The sequence below is a fragment of the Caballeronia sp. DA-9 genome, from assembly GCF_051615025.1.
Classification (GTDB): domain Bacteria; phylum Pseudomonadota; class Gammaproteobacteria; order Burkholderiales; family Burkholderiaceae; genus Caballeronia; species Caballeronia sordidicola.
Genome location: NZ_CP195133.1, coordinates 2026197 through 2042459, shown reverse-complemented (window position 1 = coordinate 2042459; position 16263 = coordinate 2026197). Strand labels below are relative to the sequence as shown.

Below are 16263 nucleotides of genomic sequence, written 5' to 3'. Positions count from 1 at the left end.
GGTCAGTTCGCGCTCCGGCGCAGCGGCTTCGGACCGGGCCGCCTGATCGGCGGGACAGGCCGCTCGATGCGCACATACAGCCGGAAACGCTCGTCGCGGTCGGCGACGCGCCGGCCTTCCCACACGAGTTTCCATGCAAACGTGGAGATGGACGAGGGCTCGCCGTAATCCTGGGTATCCTGGCGCAGGATGACGTCGCAGTCTTCATCGAAGGCGAAATGCATGCCGCCGAAATACGCGAACGTCGCGATCTGCGCATCGCCCAGGCGGACCGGGGAAATGCAGGTGTAGTCGGCCGGAAGGTGGTCGGCAATCTGCTCCGCCACGTCACGATACGTCCGGCTGTAGTTCACCACTGGAAGCCACAGTGTCATCAGCAGCACCCACATCAGCGTGGTGCCGGCGCTCGAAAGCACCACGCTGCGCCACAAGACCTTCGGATGCCGCGAAAGCCGCCAGCGCGCGAGCGAGAACCAGCACACCGTCACCGCTACCGCGCATATGAAAGAGAGGATCTTGAATTCAGGCTGGAAACCGGGTGCGAGCCGCGCGAGATTGCGGGCGAGCGGCGCTGGAAAACCGTAGAGACCCGCCGTCCAGACCAGCCAGACGAAGGTGGCGAGGAGGGTGAAGCTCAGCATCGCGAACCAGTCGATGGCGTTGATCGCGCCACGCTTGAGCGTGGGCAGCGCGAAGGTGGCGAGTACGGAAAGCGGCGGCAGCAGCAGCATGAACAGCCGGTTCGACTGATGGCTCTGCAGGATCACGAGCACCAGCAACGGCCCGATCACCGATACCGGCACCGCCACGTGCGGCGAGCGCCGCAGTCCCGCCCAGCTCACGAAGGTCCAGATGGCGAGCGGCCATGCCGGCCAGGTGAATAGCGGCAGGTTCTTGAACGCGTAGGAAAGCGCGAGGATCGGCGAACCGGAGAACGAATCGAAACTGTTGCGCCACCATTGGCGCAGCCACCATTCGCCGTCGTCGGGAAAAAAGTGCAGCACGGGCCAGACCCATGCGCCGATCACGACGACCGCAAGCGGCACGCCGAGCACGAGCAGGTAGAACGGCCGCACTTCGCGCACAATCACCGTCATGGCGAGCGTGCAGATCAGAAGCGCGAGCACGAGGACCGGACTGCTCGACAAGCCGACGAGTCCAATCGCCGCACCCCAGATGAGCGCGCCCTGAATGGGTTTGTCGCAACTGCGCACGAGGCCGTACACCAGCATGGCCGTGCCGGCGAACTGCGCAAGCTGCGGCGTGGTCTCGTGGCCGCGCTCGGCGAGGCCGAAGCAGGCGAGCAGGATCAAGAGGGCGCCGTCGGCAAGCGTGCGGCCATAGTCGCGCGGCTCGGGCTCGCCGCCAAACGCATATTTGAAAGGCTGGGCTTCGTCGCGGCGGCCAAGCAGGTAGGCCGTGTACCAGACGAATGCGCACGCAATACAGAACAGCAAGCCGGTGACGACCCGCGAGGCGTTGCTGGCATCGACCCATGGACTCAGCAGGCGAATGAAGCCCGCGCCAAACCAGTAGACGAAGGGACCATCGGCGGTCAGCGCCTTGCCGACGAGATTCGGCAATAGCCAGTCCTTCAGGTCTCCGTTGGCCATCGTCCACATCACGCCGAAACCCGCCGCGTCCTCGTTTTTCCAGGGGTCGCGGCCAAACAGGCCAAACGACGCGTAGACAATACATATGGCGAGCAGCAGCCAGCGCGGCAGGGCGCTGGTTGCGGAGGCGGTCAGGCGGACGACATTTCGCATGCGGTGGCGACAGAAAACAGAACTGATTGGGCGAGGCGGCGGCGCCGGATCGTGACGGAGATGCCGGACGCACGCGGTTTTCGTGACGATTTTTCGTCACTTTCTAGTTAGTGCAATTTTTAACGAATCCGGCATTGTAGACGGGAGCCGCGGCGCGCGTCATTGCGGTGCGTCCAGGCGTGGCTTTCCGTGAAAAAATGGGAAAAAGCGGCGAAAAAAAAGGCAGCTTTCGCTGCCTTTCTTCAGTCCTGCCGTGCTGCAGTCCAAGTGAATTACTTCTTCGACGAGAACGCTGCGAACTTCTTGTTGAACTTCTCGACGCGGCCGGCCGTGTCCATGATCTTCTGCTGACCGGTGTAGAACGGATGCGATTCCGACGACACTTCGATCTTTGCCAGCGGGTACTCTTTGCCTTCGAACTCGCCGGTTTCGCGCGTGTTGATGGTCGAACGCGTCACGAACTTGAAATCGTTCGACATGTCGACGAACAGCACTTCGCGGTAATTCGGATGAATGCCTTCTTTCATGGTATTTCCTTTGGTATCTGTTGGTAGCCAGCCCGCTCTGCATGCGCTCAAAGTACTCGACGGTACTTCCAGTGGAACTTTTTCCGAGCGCGAGCCACTTGCCTGAGGTCGAAAACCGTGGATTATGCCAGAAAATCAGTTGTTTGGCATGTTTTTGCGGGCTTTCTGCGGGCGACGTCCTGTGGGTTTATGCAAGCGCATCCACACCCGCCGGGTCCTGCCGGTAATACCGCGCGAGCAGCCTGTACAACTCTGGATATACCCGTTCGAAGGCCGCTGGCTTGACAAAAAGCGCCTCGCTGCATATCGCGAAAAACTCCGACGGATGATCGACAGCATAAGGATCGATCAGGGATTCGCGCTCGAAACGGTGCCATCGGCGATCTGAAACGGCGTCGACCTGGGCGCAAAAATGATCGTAGGCGTGATCGAAGACATCGTTCCATGCAGCGGAATCCAGCGGCGCATGCCATTTTCGATACAGCGGCGGGTGCCCGTCCGCCTCGCCGTTGAGCATGTCGATCTTGTGCGCAAACTCATGAATCACGACGTTGTACGCGTCCTCGCCATCGGTCATTTGCGCGTCTTCCCACGACAACACCACCGGGCCCCCTTCCCACGCTTCGCCGCTGGCGTCGTGCTCGATCTCGTGCACCACGCCGTCTTCGTCCTCCACCGTTTTCCTGATGACGAATTCGCCCGGATACACGATCACTCCGACCCATCCGCGATACAACTCCAGGCTCAGATTGAGCACGGGCAAACACGCCTGTACGGCGATGGCGACGATCATCGCGTCGGTCAGCGGCAGGTCGTGCGCCGTCGAAAACTCCTTTTCCGCGATAAACAGCGTCGTGTTCTCCCGCAAGCGCGCGAGATCGCCCGAGTCGAGATGCCCGAAGAACGGCAACCGGTCGAGCGTCGCGCGCCAGAGCGCGTCTTCGATCGCGTACTTGCGCAGCGCCCGCTCCCGGCGATTCCCGCCGATAAAACGAGTCAGAAAATTGGCCATGAGGTTCGTGTGAGTCTCTCGAATTCAGTCGATCTGTTTTTGCCACAACGCGAACAGACCGCCGCAGATTGCGACGCCCATCATGAAGTAAAAACCATCGAGCGAGGCCAGGAAACTCGCCTGCTGTGTGACCATGCGCGAAATTGTCACGATGGCGAGCGCATGCGCCTCGCCGGCCGTATGCCCGGCGGCGGCAAATCCGTGCGCCAGCGCGGCTACGGCGTTCTGGAACTCCGGATTGTACGGATTCACGGCCTCGGCGAGCCGGGATTCATGCAGCGCCTGCCTGTGCTGTTCCACGATTATCACTGCCGCCGTTGCAAACGACAGCGTCAACTGCCGCACGATATTCTTCAGCCGGTAACCATGCGTGAATTCCTCGATCGCGAAGATCTTGAACGTGAGGTTCGCCACCGGCAACACGATAAAAAGCAGCAACAGGCCGCGCAGCAGCATCGGCAGAATGAGGTCGATTTGCGCCACGCCCGGCGACATGCGCGTCATCAGCCATCCAACGAGCGCTGCAATCGCAAAACCCGGCACGATGATCCATTTCTTGCGCGTGACGAACTTCGTGTATCTGAAATAGAGAAACAGCGCGGACCCCGATATCAGCGACGTAATTCCCACAAGCCGGCCTGCATTCTCGACCGGATAGCCGAGTCCCTGTTCGAGGAAACGCGCGATCAGATAGCTGAATCCCGTGGACTCGAAGTAATAGAGCATGTAGAGCAGAAGGCCGATCTGGAACGAGCGTTCTCGTAACGCGTGAAGGCGAACCAGCGGAGCAGGGTGATGCCACTGATGCCATGCAAACCACACGAGGGCGCCAATACCCGCTGCGGTTAACATGACGAGCGTGGGTGACGTGGTGAAGTGTTCGAACCGCACTTGCTGCATCACAATCTGCAGCGCGCCCTGAGCGAATGCGAATAACAGATATGGCCAGAACGGCGTGGCGCCCCGTTCGTCGCGATGAACATTGCCCGAATCGGGCAGCGCGATCAGTGCGAGGCCCGCGAACGCGAACGCCACTGGCGCCGTGCAGGCAAAGAGCGCACGCCAGTCGAAATGCGAGACCAGCCAGCCGCCGAGCAACGGCGCGATCGCGCTGCTGCCTACGATCAACATCAGGAACGCGCGTGTTGCGCCGGCGCGTTTTTGCGGCGTGAAGCTGATCTGGATCAGGATGCGGCAGGCGCCCATCATCGGGCCGATGAAATAGCCTTGAAGCCCGCGCGTGAACATGAGTTCGAGCGAGTTTTGCGTAAGCGCCGACAGTATTGCGCCGCATCCGTAGAACAGCATGCACCCGGCCACGTAGCGGCGATGCCCGAGCCGGTCGACCCACCATTGCTGCTGCAGGATCCCGAGGACGGCGGCGACCGCGTAGGCACTCGATGACCACACGAGTTCATCCGGTGATGCGTTGATTCCGCCCGCAATGTAGCTCGCAAAAAACGAGAAGATGGCGTTGTCGAAGTAATCGAGGCCGGTGACCAGCGCGAGCACCCACGGGAAGAAGTCGCCGCGCAACCGCTCGACCACAAATACGGGTGCCCGGGCGCTCATTACTTCTTGCTCCCCGGCCTGGCCCGCGCTTTCGATTGATGTTCGAGCAGCGCATCGGCGGAGTGGCCCGCGAGCCGCGCCTCCACGTAATCCAGATCGAGCCGCAACTCCGCGCGCACGGCCTGTGCTTCGTTGAGTTCGCGGCGCACGGATTCGATGCGTGAATCGATGGCATCTAGTTGTTGCCTCAAGCCCTTCCTGATTTCGGCCAGCGAATCCGGCGAATAACGGTTTTGGCCGGCCTCGGTTTTTTCGAGCGGCCGCTTGAGCATCTCGACAATTCCGTGCAGCGAAAATCCAAGCGACCGCAGCCGTAGAATCCGACCGAAGCGTTCCAGATCGTTCGCGTCGTACAGCCTGTAACGGCCCTCGCTGCGGCTTGGCACCACAAGTCCGCGCTCTTCGTAATATTTCAGCGTGCGGGGCGTGACGCCGAGACGTTCAGCTGCATCGCGTACGGTCAGAAGTTCTTCGGACATGGCGTCGGTCGGTTTTGGTCCGGCGGTCAGGATGATCTGCGAATTATAGATCAACATGGACGTGTACGTTCACGTTACCAATCGCGTCACTGATTTCGATACACGAAAAAAAGCCGCCCGCGAATGCGGGCGGCTTGCAGTGTTTCCTTCGGGTGTCCGGGCTTAACTGCCGCCGCGGCGCATCAGGTCGAAGAATTCAGCGTTGTTTTTGGTCTGACGAATCTTGTCCAGCAGGAATTCCATGGATTCCACCTCGTCCATGTCGTGAATGAACTTGCGCAGCACCCAGACCTTTTGCAGCAGGTCCGGCTTGATCAGCAGTTCTTCGCGGCGCGTGCCCGACTTGTTGAGGTTGATCGATGGATAGACGCGCTTTTCAGCAAGGCGGCGTTCCAGATGCACTTCCATGTTGCCCGTGCCCTTGAACTCTTCATAGATCACGTCGTCCATCCGGCTGCCGGTTTCGATCAACGCCGTGCCAATGATGGTCAGTGATCCGCCTTCCTCGATGTTGCGCGCCGCGCCAAAGAATCGTTTCGGCCGTTGCAGCGCGTTTGCATCGACACCACCGGTCAGCACCTTGCCCGAAGCCGGCACGACCGTGTTGTAGGCGCGTGCGAGACGCGTGATGGAGTCGAGCAGAATCACGACGTCGTGCTTCATTTCGACCAGGCGCTTGGCCTTCTCGATCACCATTTCCGCGACTTGCACGTGGCGAGCGGCCGGTTCGTCGAATGTGGAAGCGATCACTTCGCCGACCACCGAGCGCTGCATTTCCGTCACTTCTTCCGGGCGTTCGTCGATCAGCAGCACGAACAGCACGATATCCGGATGATTCGATTTGATGGCGTGCGCGATGTGCTGCAGCATCACCGTCTTGCCAGATTTCGGCGACGCCACCAGCAAGCCGCGCTGACCTTTGCCAATAGGCGAGATCATGTCGATGATCCGGCCAGTCACGTTCTCTTCCCCGCGCATTTCGCGCTCGAGCGGCAACGGCTTGTTCGGATGCAGCGGCGTCAGGTTCTCGAACATGATCTTGTGCTTCGAGGCTTCCGGCGCCTGGCCGTTGACCTTGTCCACCTTGACCAGCGCGAAATAGCGCTCGCCGTCTTTCGGCGTGCGCACTTCACCTTCAATGGTGTCGCCGGTGTGCAGGTTGAAGCGGCGGATCTGCGACGGGCTGATGTAGATATCGTCCGTGCTGGCGAGATAGGAAGTCTCGGGAGAGCGCAGAAAGCCGAAACCGTCCGGCAATACTTCGAGCGTGCCGTCGCCGAAAATCGTGTCGCCAGTCTTGGCGCGCTTTTTAAGAATCGCGAACATCAATTCCTGCTTGCGCAGGCGATTGGCGTTTTCGATCTCCAGGCCATTGGCCATTTCGATCAATGCGGAGACGTGCTGAGACTTGAGCTCGGATAAATGCATACGGATTTCCCGCCAGGGAGAAGAGGTACAACAGAGAATTTGGGAGGAGAAGTGAGCTGAACGCTCAAGGACCTAAACCGTCTTGGTCTTGCAGTCTTAGGATTCTAGCATAGCACATGCCGACAGAGCCTCGGCTAGGCTTGGTGGCAGGGGAATTCGCTCATGTTGTGGTCGCACAACATTCTGCGGGAATCTCACACGTGCAGCTAATCTTTTTTACTTGTATTGACCCAGCGCATTGATCTGGCGCATGAATCGGTATTCACGCCGGACCGAGTAGAGCTACGAGCTTGCCGCTATATCCGAAGCGCCCGCCAGCTTGCCGGCCGCTGGCGCTTCGGATTCAATCTCACAGGTTGCTGTCGAGGAACGCGGTCAATTGCGACTTCGACAGGGCGCCGACCTTTTGCGCCGCGACTGCACCGTTCTTGAACAGGATCAGCGTGGGGATGCCGCGCACACCGAACTTCACGGGGGTGGACTGATGCTCGTCCACATTGATCTTTGCAATTTGCAGGCGATCGCCGTAATCCTTGGCGACTTCGTCGAGGATGGGCGCAATCATCTTGCAGGGACCGCACCATTCGGCCCAGAAATCGAGCAGAACGGGTTTGTCGGACTTCGTCACGTCCTGGTCAAAGGATGCGTCGCTAATATGTTTGATCGATTCGCTCATTATTGAATACCTCTCTGAATTCGAGGCCCGCGTTTGAATGCTCGCCACGATACACCAAAACAAGGAAATTGTTCGCCCGCGCTGCGGGGTGTAGAACCGCTCGCTTGGGTGGGCGCAGCTGCTGCCTGATAAGCCGCTTTCGCCCGCCACACGGTGTTTTACCGGGGCTTCAGAATGTCATCTTAGCCTACTTTGCTATCTGTTGCCGGGTACCGATAGGACACACCCGGACACGTCTGTTTCATCATGCAGCGCATGATTTTTATGCGCCGAGGCTGCTTGGGAAAGTTCGTTCGAGCCGGATTCATGAAGCGTGTATTCCAGCCCATGACAGCCGGGGAGTGGGCGGCGCGATCCTTCTCTGATATGATTCTGCGTGACGGGCCTCCTCGCATGGTGGCGCGGTCAACCTGGTCAGGTCGGGAACGAAGCAGCCACAGCCGTTTTCTACCAGTGCCGAGGGTCGGGCTCGTCACCTTCGCTTTGTGTTTTCGTACTATCTCCGCTTCCGGTTCATTCCTCCTGCTTCGAATGTATGGCCGTCATGTCGCATTTCAATGCGCATCCTGCTGTGCCTGACGCGTGTAGTTTTGCGCAAGCCACTCTCCGTTATTCGAACTGATTTCTTGCTCTTTGTGCGCCACGCCAAATGCTCTGTGTGGCACGTGTCATCCCGCCCTGGGAAACGCTTGGCCTCTTGACGTTGCTGATACAATTTCGGCATGACCTATCAAGTTCTCGCACGCAAGTGGCGCCCCAAATCTTTCGCCTCGCTCGTCGGCCAGGAGCACGTGGTTCGCGCGCTTACGCACGCGCTCGACGGCGGGCGGCTGCACCACGCTTACCTGTTCACAGGAACGCGCGGTGTCGGCAAGACGACGCTGTCGCGCATCTTCGCCAAGGCGCTCAATTGCGAGACCGGTGTGACTTCAACGCCGTGCGGCGTCTGCCGGGCGTGCAAGGAAATCGACGAAGGACGGTTTGTCGATTATGTGGAGATGGACGCGGCCAGTAATCGCGGCGTGGACGAAATGGCGGCGCTCCTCGAGCGTGCCGTGTACGCTCCGGTCGATGCGCGCTTCAAGGTCTACATGATCGACGAAGTCCACATGCTCACGAACCACGCGTTCAACGCCATGTTGAAAACGCTCGAAGAGCCGCCTGCGCACGTCAAGTTCATCCTCGCCACCACCGATCCGCAGAAGATCCCGGTCACCGTGTTGTCGCGTTGTCTGCAGTTCAATTTGAAGCAGATGCCGGCGGGGCATATTGTCGGGCATCTGGAACACGTGCTTGGCGAGGAAAAGATACCTTACGAGCCGCAGGCATTGCGGCTGTTATCGCGTGCGGCAGACGGGAGCATGCGCGACGCGCTATCTCTGACTGATCAGGCCATCGCTTATTCGGCAAATCAGGTCACCGAGGAAGCCGTGCGCGGCATGCTCGGCGCGCTCGACCAGAGCTATCTGATCCGTTTGCTCGATACACTCGCGGAAGGCGACGGGCCCGGGGTGCTCGCGATCGCGGACGAGATGGCGTTGCGAAGCCTGTCGTTTTCCACGGCGCTGCAGGATCTCGCCGGGTTGCTGCACAAGATTGCATGGGCGCAGTTCGCGCCGGCATCGGTGCTCGATGAATGGCCCGAGGCCGCCGATATCCGCCGCTTCGCCGATGCGCTCAGCGCCGAACACGTTCAACTGTTCTACCAGATTGCGACGATCGGACGTGGCGAACTGGGTCTCGCGCCCGACGAATACGCCGGTTTCACAATGACGCTGCTGCGGATGCTCGCGTTCGAACCTGCCGGTGGTCCGGGGGGCGGTGGAGGTGCGCGCGTGAAAGCTGCGGAAACGGGGGCGAGCGTTCGAGGGGCCGCGCCCAGCAGCGTAGCAGCCGCCACAACTCGCGCTGCGGATGTGGCGACGCGTCCGCATGGTGCGACTCAGCCGTCGGCATCGAGTGAGCGCATTGACGTTGATGGCGGGGTGCGCGGTTCGAAGGCGGCAGAGCAAGCCGCTGTCGATGCGGCACCTTCCCTGGGCGCATCTGAAGTAGGAGCGAAAGGTATCGAGGGCGGTTTGGCTGATGTCCCTGCTGCTTCGACAGCCGCGCCGGCTGCCGCGAGTGCGCTGGAGACGAGCATACAAACTCCCGTCGATACCTCTTCGCTTGAAACCGCCGAGCCCGAAGTCCCGGCCGAAATCGAGCTGCCGTCCGAGATTTCCGAGCCAGGACCGGCGCCTGCGCCAATAGCCGCTGCCGCTCACGAACTTGCCGAGCGCTCGGCAACAGAAGCGACCCGGAACGCACCGGTTGAAAATCCCGCAATGCTCTCCTCGCCGCGCGCACCCGGCGGCGCGAGTGCGGCGCTTGACGTGCTGCGCAGCGCCGGCATGCGGGTATCGTCGGATCGAGGGGCGCGTGTCGCCGAACCGGTGCGCAAAGCCGTCGCGCCAAAGGCCGCACCGACCGTGCAGGTTCCGGTGCCGCGCCGTCCCGCGCCGCCTGAGCGAAGCGATACCGCGAGCAATGTCCGGCCCGGTTCTTCCGCCAGTAGCAGCACGAGCACGAACGCGAACACGAACGCCCGCGATCAACGCAGCGGCGACGCCGTGCCGCCGTGGGAAGAAATTCCGCTGGATGACTACCAGCCGGCGTCATCGGACGATGCTTATTTCATGTCGCCCGACGACGGTTCCATGCCCGCGTTCGAAAGCGGTCCCGACGACGTGCGTTTTAACGACGCGCCCGGCTTTAAACCGGAAGTCAAGGCGGATCTCCGTCCACTGCCGCCAGCCATTGCGCTCGACGCAATCGGCGTGAGCGGCGACTGGCCGGTGCTGGCCGTGGACTTGTCGTTGAAAGGCATTGCTTATCAGCTCGCGTTCAACAGCGAACTAACGGCCTGCGACGCCGGATCGATAACGCTTGTCGTGCCCGTTCCCCAATACGCCGAAAGCGCGCAGGTCGCGAAGCTGAAAACTGCGTTGACCGAGAAGCTCGGCCGGACTCTCGATGTGATTGTGAGCGTCGGGGCCGCGCGCCGTACCGCTGCGGCCGTCGATGCCGCGCTTCGCGCCGAACGCCAGCAGCAGGCGGAAAAGGAGATCACGCAGAACCCTTTTGTACAGTCGCTGATCCGCGATTTTGGCGCGAGGATCGTGCAGGGATCCATCAAGCCGATCGCGCCGGAAAACAATGCACAAGGCGGCCAAAGCGCGGCATCGGCGAATTGAGTTTGCAGAGAACACCAGAACATCATTTTAAAGCGCCCCAAGGCAAGGCGCACATTCGTTGCCAGCGCGGACCTGAGCCGGACTCGGCACCCGCAGCACACATCCAGTTTTCCATCCGTTTCCCGTAAGGAGCCCGATCATGATGAAGAACCAACTCGCCGGCTTGATGAAGCAAGCGCAGCAAATGCAGGACAACATGAAGAAGGCGCAGGACGAACTCGCGCTTATTGAAGTGGAAGGCCAGTCGGGCGCCGGTCTCGTAAAAGTGACGATGACCTGCAAGAACGACGTGCGCCGGGTCGTGATCGACCCGAGCCTGCTCGCCGATGACAAGGACATGCTGGAAGACCTGGTCGCTGCCGCGTTCAACGACGCCGTGCGCAAGGCCGAAGCCACCACGCAGCAAAAAATGAGCGGCATGACCGCCGGCATGCCGATGCCGCCGGGTTTCAAGCTGCCGTTCTAAGCCGCCGGCATATTCATTCCGAGACCAACGGCCACCGCGCATGAAACCACCTTCCGCCTTGTCGGCGCTCGTCGAAGCGCTGCGCGCGCTGCCGGGCGTGGGTCCCAAGTCGGCGCAGCGCATGGCCTATCACCTCATGCAGCACGATCGTCCGGGCGCGGAAAAGCTCGGCCGGTCGCTGATGTTCGCGACCGAGCATCTGCAGCACTGCGAGAAATGCAACACGTTCACCGAAGCGGCGATCTGCGAAGTCTGCAGCGACCCGGAGCGCGACGCCGAAATGCTGTGCGTGGTCGAAACGCCCGCTGACCAGATCATGCTTGAGCAGACGCTGACCTACAGTGGGCTGTACTTCGTGCTGATGGGCCGGCTGAGTCCGCTCGATGGAATCGGGCCCAAGGAAATTCATTTCGATCGCCTGATCCAGCGTGCCACTGACGGAATCGTGAAGGAAATCGTGCTTGCCACGAACTTTACGAACGAGGGCGAGGCAACTGCGCATTACCTCGCGCAGACGCTGAAATCAAAAGGTCTCAAGGTGACGCGGCTGGCCCGCGGCGTACCGGTGGGCGGCGAACTCGAATACGTCGATGCAGGCACGATCGCGCGCGCGATGCTGGATCGGCGCTCCGTGTAGATGTTCCATACAGACGGCAGAAGTCGGCGGAAGACGGCAGACGGCCAAGGGAAAACAGACATGACCGAAGCAGAAGCATTGGCGCTGGCGACGCATCGCCACTACAAAGGCGGCTTGTATCGCGTGATCGGCGTGGCGCGGCATTCTGAAACCGAAGAATCGATGATCGTCTACGAGCATCTGTGGCCGCACGACCATGGATTATGGGTGCGCCCGGCCGCGATCTTCAACGACACGCTCGCGGATGGTTCGCCGCGTTTTCAGGCGCTCGAGATTCCGCTTTAGGCCGTTCGTCACATCCTTGCTTCAACACCGCAATCAAAACAACACGTCAGGAGACAGCATGGGCGCATCCTCGGGACCGCTCGCCGGCGTCAAGGTGCTCGAACTCGGCACGCTGATCGCCGGGCCGTTCGCCTCGCGTTTCATGGGCGAGTTCGGCGCCGACGTCATCAAGATCGAAGATCCGAACGGCGGCGATCCGCTGCGCAAATGGCGCAAGCTCTATCCGGAAGTGGGCGGCACATCGCTATGGTGGGCCGTCCAGGCGCGCAATAAAAAATCGGTGACGATCAATCTGAAGGCCCCGGAAGGCAAGGAAATTGTCCGCCGGCTCGCGAAGGAAGCCGATATTGTCGTCGAGAATTTTCGGCCGGGATTGCTCGAGAAACTCGGGCTCGGCTATGAAGTCCTGTCCGCCGGGAATCCAGGCCTCGTTATGGTGCGTTTGTCCGGATACGGCCAGACCGGGCCGTATCGTGACCGGCCGGGGTTTGGCGCGATTGCCGAGTCCATGGGCGGGTTGCGTCATATCACGGGCTACCCCGACCTGCCGCCGCCGCGCATTGGCATTTCCATTGGGGACTCCATCGCGGCGCTCCACGGCGTGATAGGCGCGCTGATGGCGCTGCATCACCGGCAGGCGAACGGCGGCAAAGGGCAGGTCGTGGACGTCGCGTTGTATGAAGCCGTCTTCAACATGATGGAAAGCGTGGTGCCGGAATACGGCGTGTACGGCATGGTCCGCGAGCGCACGGGCGCTTCGCTGCCGGGTATCGTGCCCTCCAATACCTATCCGTGCCGCGACGGCAGCATTGTGATCGGCGGCAACAGCGATCCCATTTTCAAGCGCCTGATGATGGCGATCGGCCGTGACGATCTGGGCAACGATCCCGCGCTGGCGTCGAATGATGGGAGGGTGCCGCGTACTCGGGAAATCGATGACGCCATCCGCGTGTGGCTCTGCACACGTTCCATCGATGAAGCGCTCGCCGTGCTCAACGCGGCCGATGTGCCCGCCGGCCGCATCTACAGCGTCGCCGATATGTTCGCCGATCCGCAATACATCGCGCGCCAGATGATCCAGCATTTTCCGTGGCAGGACGGCCGCGAGATTGCGTTGCCGAACGTGACGCCCAAGCTTTCCGAAACCCCCGGAGAGACGCGGTGGCTTGGGCCGCAACTCGGTGAACACACCGATGAAGTCCTGCAATCGCTCGGGTATGATCCTGACGAGATTGCAAGATTGCGGGCGAACAAGGCGATTTGAGTTTCGGCACAGACCTCGGCGTATGCCTTGGCTTCCCCGATAAAGCCGCAAAAAATAAAAAATCAAGGAGACAAGATGCAACGCAGGACTTTCATCGCAAGCGGCGCGGCGCTCGCTGCCGGCACGCTGATCGATACCCCGTTCGCGTTTGGGCAAGCGAAACTGGAACATCCCAAGGTTTCGATCGCGGTCGGCGGCAAGAACCTCTTTTACTATCTGCCGCTCACTATTGCGGAGCGCCGCAACTACTTCAAGGACGAAGGCCTCGAGATCGAGATATCCGATTTTGCCGGCGGCGCGAAGGCGTTGCAGGCGGCGGTGGGCGGCAGCGCGGACGTGGTGTCGGGCGCGTTCGAACATACGCTGCTGCTGCAGGCGAAAGGGCAGATGTTCCGCGAGTTCGTGCTGCAAGGGCGCGCGCCGCAGATCGTGCTGGCGGTATCGAAGAAAGCGATGCCGAATTACAAGAGCATTGCCGATCTCAAAGGCAAGAAAATCGGCGTGACCGCGCCCGGTTCGTCGACTTCCATCATGGCGAGCTTCGTCCTGGCCAAGGCCGGGCTCAGCGCGAGCGACGTCTCGTTCATTGGCGTGGGTGCGGGAGCGGGCGCGGTCGCCGCGTTGCAGTCGGGCCAGATCGACGCCATGGCGAATCTCGATCCGGTCATGACCAAGCTGGAGCGCTCCGGCGATATCCGCGTGGTTTCGGACACGCGAACACTTGCGGACACGCGCGCGGTCTTCGGCGGCGACATGCCGGCGGGTTGCCTGTATGCATCGCAAAGTTTCATCGCGAAGAACCCGAACACCACGCAGGCGCTCACGAACGCCATGGTTCGGGCGCTGAAATGGCTTCAAACCGCATCGGGCAAGGACCTGATTTCGACGGTACCGGAAGCCTACCTGCTCGGCGACAGTTCGCTCTATCTGGATGCATGGCAGCACGTGAAGGAAGCCATGTCGCCCGACGGGCTGATGCCGGCGAACGGTCCCGCGACGTCGCTCAAGACCCTTCAGGCTTTCGATGAAACCGTGAAAGGCAAGCCGATCGATTTGTCGAAGACGTGGACCAACGACTTTGTGAAGAAAGCCTTGGCCACGGTCAAGGCCTGAACGATGCTGCAGACAACCACACAGGTTCCCGCGCTTGCGCTGGAAAACGTTACCTGCACGTTTATTTCCCGCGATGACCGCCGCTCGCGCTACACGGCGGTCAAGGGAACAACGCTGCGTGTAGCGCCCGGAGAGTTTGTCTCGGTCGTGGGTCCCACGGGTTGCGGCAAGTCCACGCTGCTGAACGTGGGCGCGGGTTTGCTCGCACCTTCCTCGGGCACGATCAATGTCTTCGGCAATGAACTCCATGGAATCAATCGCCGCGCCGGCTACATGTTCCAGGCCGAAGCGCTGATGCCGTGGCGCTCGGCGCTCGACAACGTCACGGCAGGTCTGTCGTTCAGGGGCGTGCCTAAAGACGAAGCGCGCGCGATGGGCGAAGAATGGTTGAAACGCGTGGGCCTTGGCGGTTTCGGCGATCGCTATCCGCACCAGTTGTCGGGCGGCATGCGCAAGCGCGTGGGCATGGCGCAGACGCTGATCCTCGATCCCGACATCATCCTGATGGATGAGCCGTTTTCCGCACTCGATATCCAAACGCGTCAGTTGATGGAAAACGAGCTGCTTGAGCTGTGGGCCGCCAAGCGCAAAGCCGTGCTGTTCATCACACATGACCTTGATGAGGCGATTTCGTTGTCCGATCGCGTGGTGGTGTTGTCGGCGGGTCCGGGCACGCATCCGATCGGCGAGTTTGTAATCGATCTGCCGCGTCCGCGCGATGTTGCCGAAATCCGCTCGCATCCTCGCTTTGTGGAACTGCACGCGCAAATCTGGTCCGTGCTGCGAGAAGAGGTCCTGAAGGGCTACAAGCAACAGTTGACCGCCGTTTAAAACTGATTAAAAGAGCATCCCGATCATGTGGAAAACGTTGCGCCCGAACCGCGCAAACCTGGTCTTGTGGCAGTGGTTGGTGCTCGTGCTGTGTTTCGTACTCTGGTACGTGTTGACCAGCCCGACATTGCTGCCGGCTTTTTATTTCGACGATTCAAGCAAGGCCGCATTCTTCTTCGGCGAACCGCAGAAGGTGTTGCTGCGCATCTGGCAGTGGTTTACGACCGGCGAGATCTACGTGCATCTGTGGGTCACGCTGATAGAAACCGTGCTCGCGTTTGTGATAGGTACGGTTTTGGGATTGAGCGTTGGCTTGTGGCTCGCTCTTGCTCCCATGATGAGCGCGCTCTTCGACCCGTACATCAAGGCCGCGAACTCGATGCCGCGCGTGATCCTCGCGCCGATCTTCGCCGTCTGGTTCGGGCTTGGGATCTGGTCGAAAGTGGCGCTCGGCGTCACGCTGGTCTTTTTCATCGTGTTCTTCAATGTCTATCAGGGTGTCAAGGAGGTGAGTCCTGTCGTGCTCGCCAATGCCCGCATGCTCGGCGCCAATCGAAAGCAATTGCTCACGCACGTATATTTGCCGAGCGCGACAAGCTGGGTGTTTTCGAGTCTGCATACATCGGTGGGACTTGCGTTTGTGGGCTCCGTAGTCGGCGAATACCTGGGCTCGGCGCGGGGCGTCGGATACCTGATCCTGCAGGCGGAAGGCACTTTCGATATCAACACTGTATTCGCGGGGATTCTCGTGCTTACGGCGTTTGCGTTGATTCTCGACGGCATCGTCGCGCTGGTCGAGCGCCGCCTGATGAAGTGGCAGCCAAGCGCCGGCGACACCGAGAAGATGTAGGTCAGGCAAGGTTTCGAACACGAGTGATTCAAGTGGTTCGTATTGACGGCATCGAATGGTGCGCATGACCTCTCCGTTGAAATATCTTGACGCGTCCAGTGTAGAACGGCTTTGTCCGGCT

General features: G+C 60.5%; 15 protein-coding genes and 1 other RNA gene. 9 read left to right on the top strand and 7 right to left on the bottom strand.

Annotated features, from left to right (window positions below; genetic code table 11):
* Positions 1-2: 2 nt before the first annotated feature.
* The 7 genes from ACRWA7_RS25595 to trxA all read right to left on the bottom strand — a co-directional run bounded on the left by ACRWA7_RS25595 (position 3) and on the right by trxA (position 7460).
* The gene (locus ACRWA7_RS25595) at positions 3-1766 is read right to left on the bottom strand and encodes an ArnT family glycosyltransferase (protein WP_438393058.1); all 1764 of its coding nucleotides are present in this window, start codon (positions 1764-1766) and stop codon (positions 3-5) included.
* Positions 1767-2038: 272 nt separating this feature from the next.
* On the bottom strand, positions 2039-2293 hold the full coding sequence (locus ACRWA7_RS25590; protein ID WP_438393057.1) for a type B 50S ribosomal protein L31: 255 nt from the start codon (positions 2291-2293) through the stop codon (positions 2039-2041).
* Between the two features lie 187 nt (positions 2294-2480).
* The gene (locus ACRWA7_RS25585) at positions 2481-3305 is read right to left on the bottom strand and encodes a zinc-dependent peptidase (RefSeq protein WP_438393055.1); all 825 of its coding nucleotides are present in this window, start codon (positions 3303-3305) and stop codon (positions 2481-2483) included.
* A 24-nt stretch (positions 3306-3329) separates the two neighbouring features.
* Positions 3330-4877 carry an MFS transporter gene (locus ACRWA7_RS25580; protein WP_438393053.1) on the bottom strand — a complete coding sequence of 516 codons (1548 nt, stop codon included), beginning with the start codon at positions 4875-4877 and terminating at the stop codon, positions 3330-3332.
* On the bottom strand, positions 4877-5413 hold the full coding sequence (locus ACRWA7_RS25575) for a MerR family transcriptional regulator (RefSeq protein ID WP_060856305.1): 537 nt from the start codon (positions 5411-5413) through the stop codon (positions 4877-4879). Before ACRWA7_RS25575 ends, ACRWA7_RS25580 begins: the two co-directional genes overlap by 1 nt.
* A gap of 105 nt (positions 5414-5518) precedes the next feature.
* A complete protein-coding gene (gene rho, locus ACRWA7_RS25570) occupies positions 5519-6784 on the bottom strand; it encodes a transcription termination factor Rho (protein WP_056363952.1) in 1266 nt (421 codons plus the stop codon).
* Positions 6785-7133: 349 nt separating this feature from the next.
* Positions 7134-7460: a thioredoxin TrxA gene (gene trxA, locus ACRWA7_RS25565; protein WP_031356443.1), complete on the bottom strand. Its 327-nt coding sequence runs from the start codon at positions 7458-7460 to the stop codon at positions 7134-7136.
* A 378-nt stretch (positions 7461-7838) separates the two neighbouring features.
* Here trxA and ffs point away from each other — a divergent pair.
* From ffs to ACRWA7_RS25520, 9 genes are all read left to right on the top strand, one after another.
* Positions 7839-7937: signal recognition particle sRNA small type (ffs, locus tag ACRWA7_RS25560), an RNA gene on the top strand.
* Between the two features lie 245 nt (positions 7938-8182).
* Positions 8183-10696: a DNA polymerase III subunit gamma/tau gene (locus ACRWA7_RS25555; RefSeq protein WP_438393051.1), complete on the top strand. Its 2514-nt coding sequence runs from the start codon at positions 8183-8185 to the stop codon at positions 10694-10696.
* A 139-nt stretch (positions 10697-10835) separates the two neighbouring features.
* Positions 10836-11162: a YbaB/EbfC family nucleoid-associated protein gene (locus ACRWA7_RS25550; protein ID WP_056363948.1), complete on the top strand. Its 327-nt coding sequence runs from the start codon at positions 10836-10838 to the stop codon at positions 11160-11162.
* Positions 11163-11202: 40 nt separating this feature from the next.
* On the top strand, positions 11203-11799 hold the full coding sequence (recR, locus tag ACRWA7_RS25545) for a recombination mediator RecR (protein WP_438393049.1): 597 nt from the start codon (positions 11203-11205) through the stop codon (positions 11797-11799).
* A gap of 60 nt (positions 11800-11859) precedes the next feature.
* Positions 11860-12084 (top strand): DUF1653 domain-containing protein, encoded by a 225-nt coding sequence (locus ACRWA7_RS25540; RefSeq protein WP_060856302.1) that lies wholly within the window; start codon positions 11860-11862, stop codon positions 12082-12084.
* A 58-nt stretch (positions 12085-12142) separates the two neighbouring features.
* On the top strand, positions 12143-13348 hold the full coding sequence (locus ACRWA7_RS25535) for a CaiB/BaiF CoA transferase family protein (RefSeq protein ID WP_060856301.1): 1206 nt from the start codon (positions 12143-12145) through the stop codon (positions 13346-13348).
* A gap of 75 nt (positions 13349-13423) precedes the next feature.
* The gene (locus tag ACRWA7_RS25530) at positions 13424-14461 is read left to right on the top strand and encodes an ABC transporter substrate-binding protein (RefSeq protein ID WP_438393047.1); all 1038 of its coding nucleotides are present in this window, start codon (positions 13424-13426) and stop codon (positions 14459-14461) included.
* A gap of 3 nt (positions 14462-14464) precedes the next feature.
* Complete coding sequence (locus ACRWA7_RS25525; protein WP_438393045.1) at positions 14465-15292, top strand: ABC transporter ATP-binding protein; 828 nt, start codon at positions 14465-14467, stop codon at positions 15290-15292.
* Between the two features lie 25 nt (positions 15293-15317).
* Positions 15318-16142: an ABC transporter permease gene (locus ACRWA7_RS25520; RefSeq protein WP_438393044.1), complete on the top strand. Its 825-nt coding sequence runs from the start codon at positions 15318-15320 to the stop codon at positions 16140-16142.
* The last annotated feature ends 121 nt before the right edge of the window (positions 16143-16263 follow it).

Excerpts from the sequence above, each read along its gene's own strand:
- ACRWA7_RS25595 (WP_438393058.1), bottom strand. The coding sequence starts at position 1,766 with ATGCGAAATGTCGTCCGCCTGACCGCCTCCGCAACCAGCGCCCTGCCG.
- ACRWA7_RS25590 (WP_438393057.1), bottom strand. The coding sequence starts at position 2,293 with ATGAAAGAAGGCATTCATCCGAATTACCGCGAAGTGCTGTTCGTCGAC.
- ACRWA7_RS25585 (WP_438393055.1), bottom strand. The coding sequence starts at position 3,305 with ATGGCCAATTTTCTGACTCGTTTTATCGGCGGGAATCGCCGGGAGCGG.
- ACRWA7_RS25580 (WP_438393053.1), bottom strand. The coding sequence starts at position 4,877 with ATGAGCGCCCGGGCACCCGTATTTGTGGTCGAGCGGTTGCGCGGCGAC.
- ACRWA7_RS25575 (WP_060856305.1), bottom strand. The coding sequence starts at position 5,413 with ATGTTGATCTATAATTCGCAGATCATCCTGACCGCCGGACCAAAACCG.
- rho (WP_056363952.1), bottom strand. The coding sequence starts at position 6,784 with ATGCATTTATCCGAGCTCAAGTCTCAGCACGTCTCCGCATTGATCGAA.
- trxA (WP_031356443.1), bottom strand. The coding sequence starts at position 7,460 with ATGAGCGAATCGATCAAACATATTAGCGACGCATCCTTTGACCAGGAC.
- ACRWA7_RS25555 (WP_438393051.1), top strand. The coding sequence starts at position 8,183 with ATGACCTATCAAGTTCTCGCACGCAAGTGGCGCCCCAAATCTTTCGCC.
- ACRWA7_RS25550 (WP_056363948.1), top strand. The coding sequence starts at position 10,836 with ATGATGAAGAACCAACTCGCCGGCTTGATGAAGCAAGCGCAGCAAATG.
- recR (WP_438393049.1), top strand. The coding sequence starts at position 11,203 with ATGAAACCACCTTCCGCCTTGTCGGCGCTCGTCGAAGCGCTGCGCGCG.
- ACRWA7_RS25540 (WP_060856302.1), top strand. The coding sequence starts at position 11,860 with ATGACCGAAGCAGAAGCATTGGCGCTGGCGACGCATCGCCACTACAAA.
- ACRWA7_RS25535 (WP_060856301.1), top strand. The coding sequence starts at position 12,143 with ATGGGCGCATCCTCGGGACCGCTCGCCGGCGTCAAGGTGCTCGAACTC.
- ACRWA7_RS25530 (WP_438393047.1), top strand. The coding sequence starts at position 13,424 with ATGCAACGCAGGACTTTCATCGCAAGCGGCGCGGCGCTCGCTGCCGGC.
- ACRWA7_RS25525 (WP_438393045.1), top strand. The coding sequence starts at position 14,465 with ATGCTGCAGACAACCACACAGGTTCCCGCGCTTGCGCTGGAAAACGTT.
- ACRWA7_RS25520 (WP_438393044.1), top strand. The coding sequence starts at position 15,318 with ATGTGGAAAACGTTGCGCCCGAACCGCGCAAACCTGGTCTTGTGGCAG.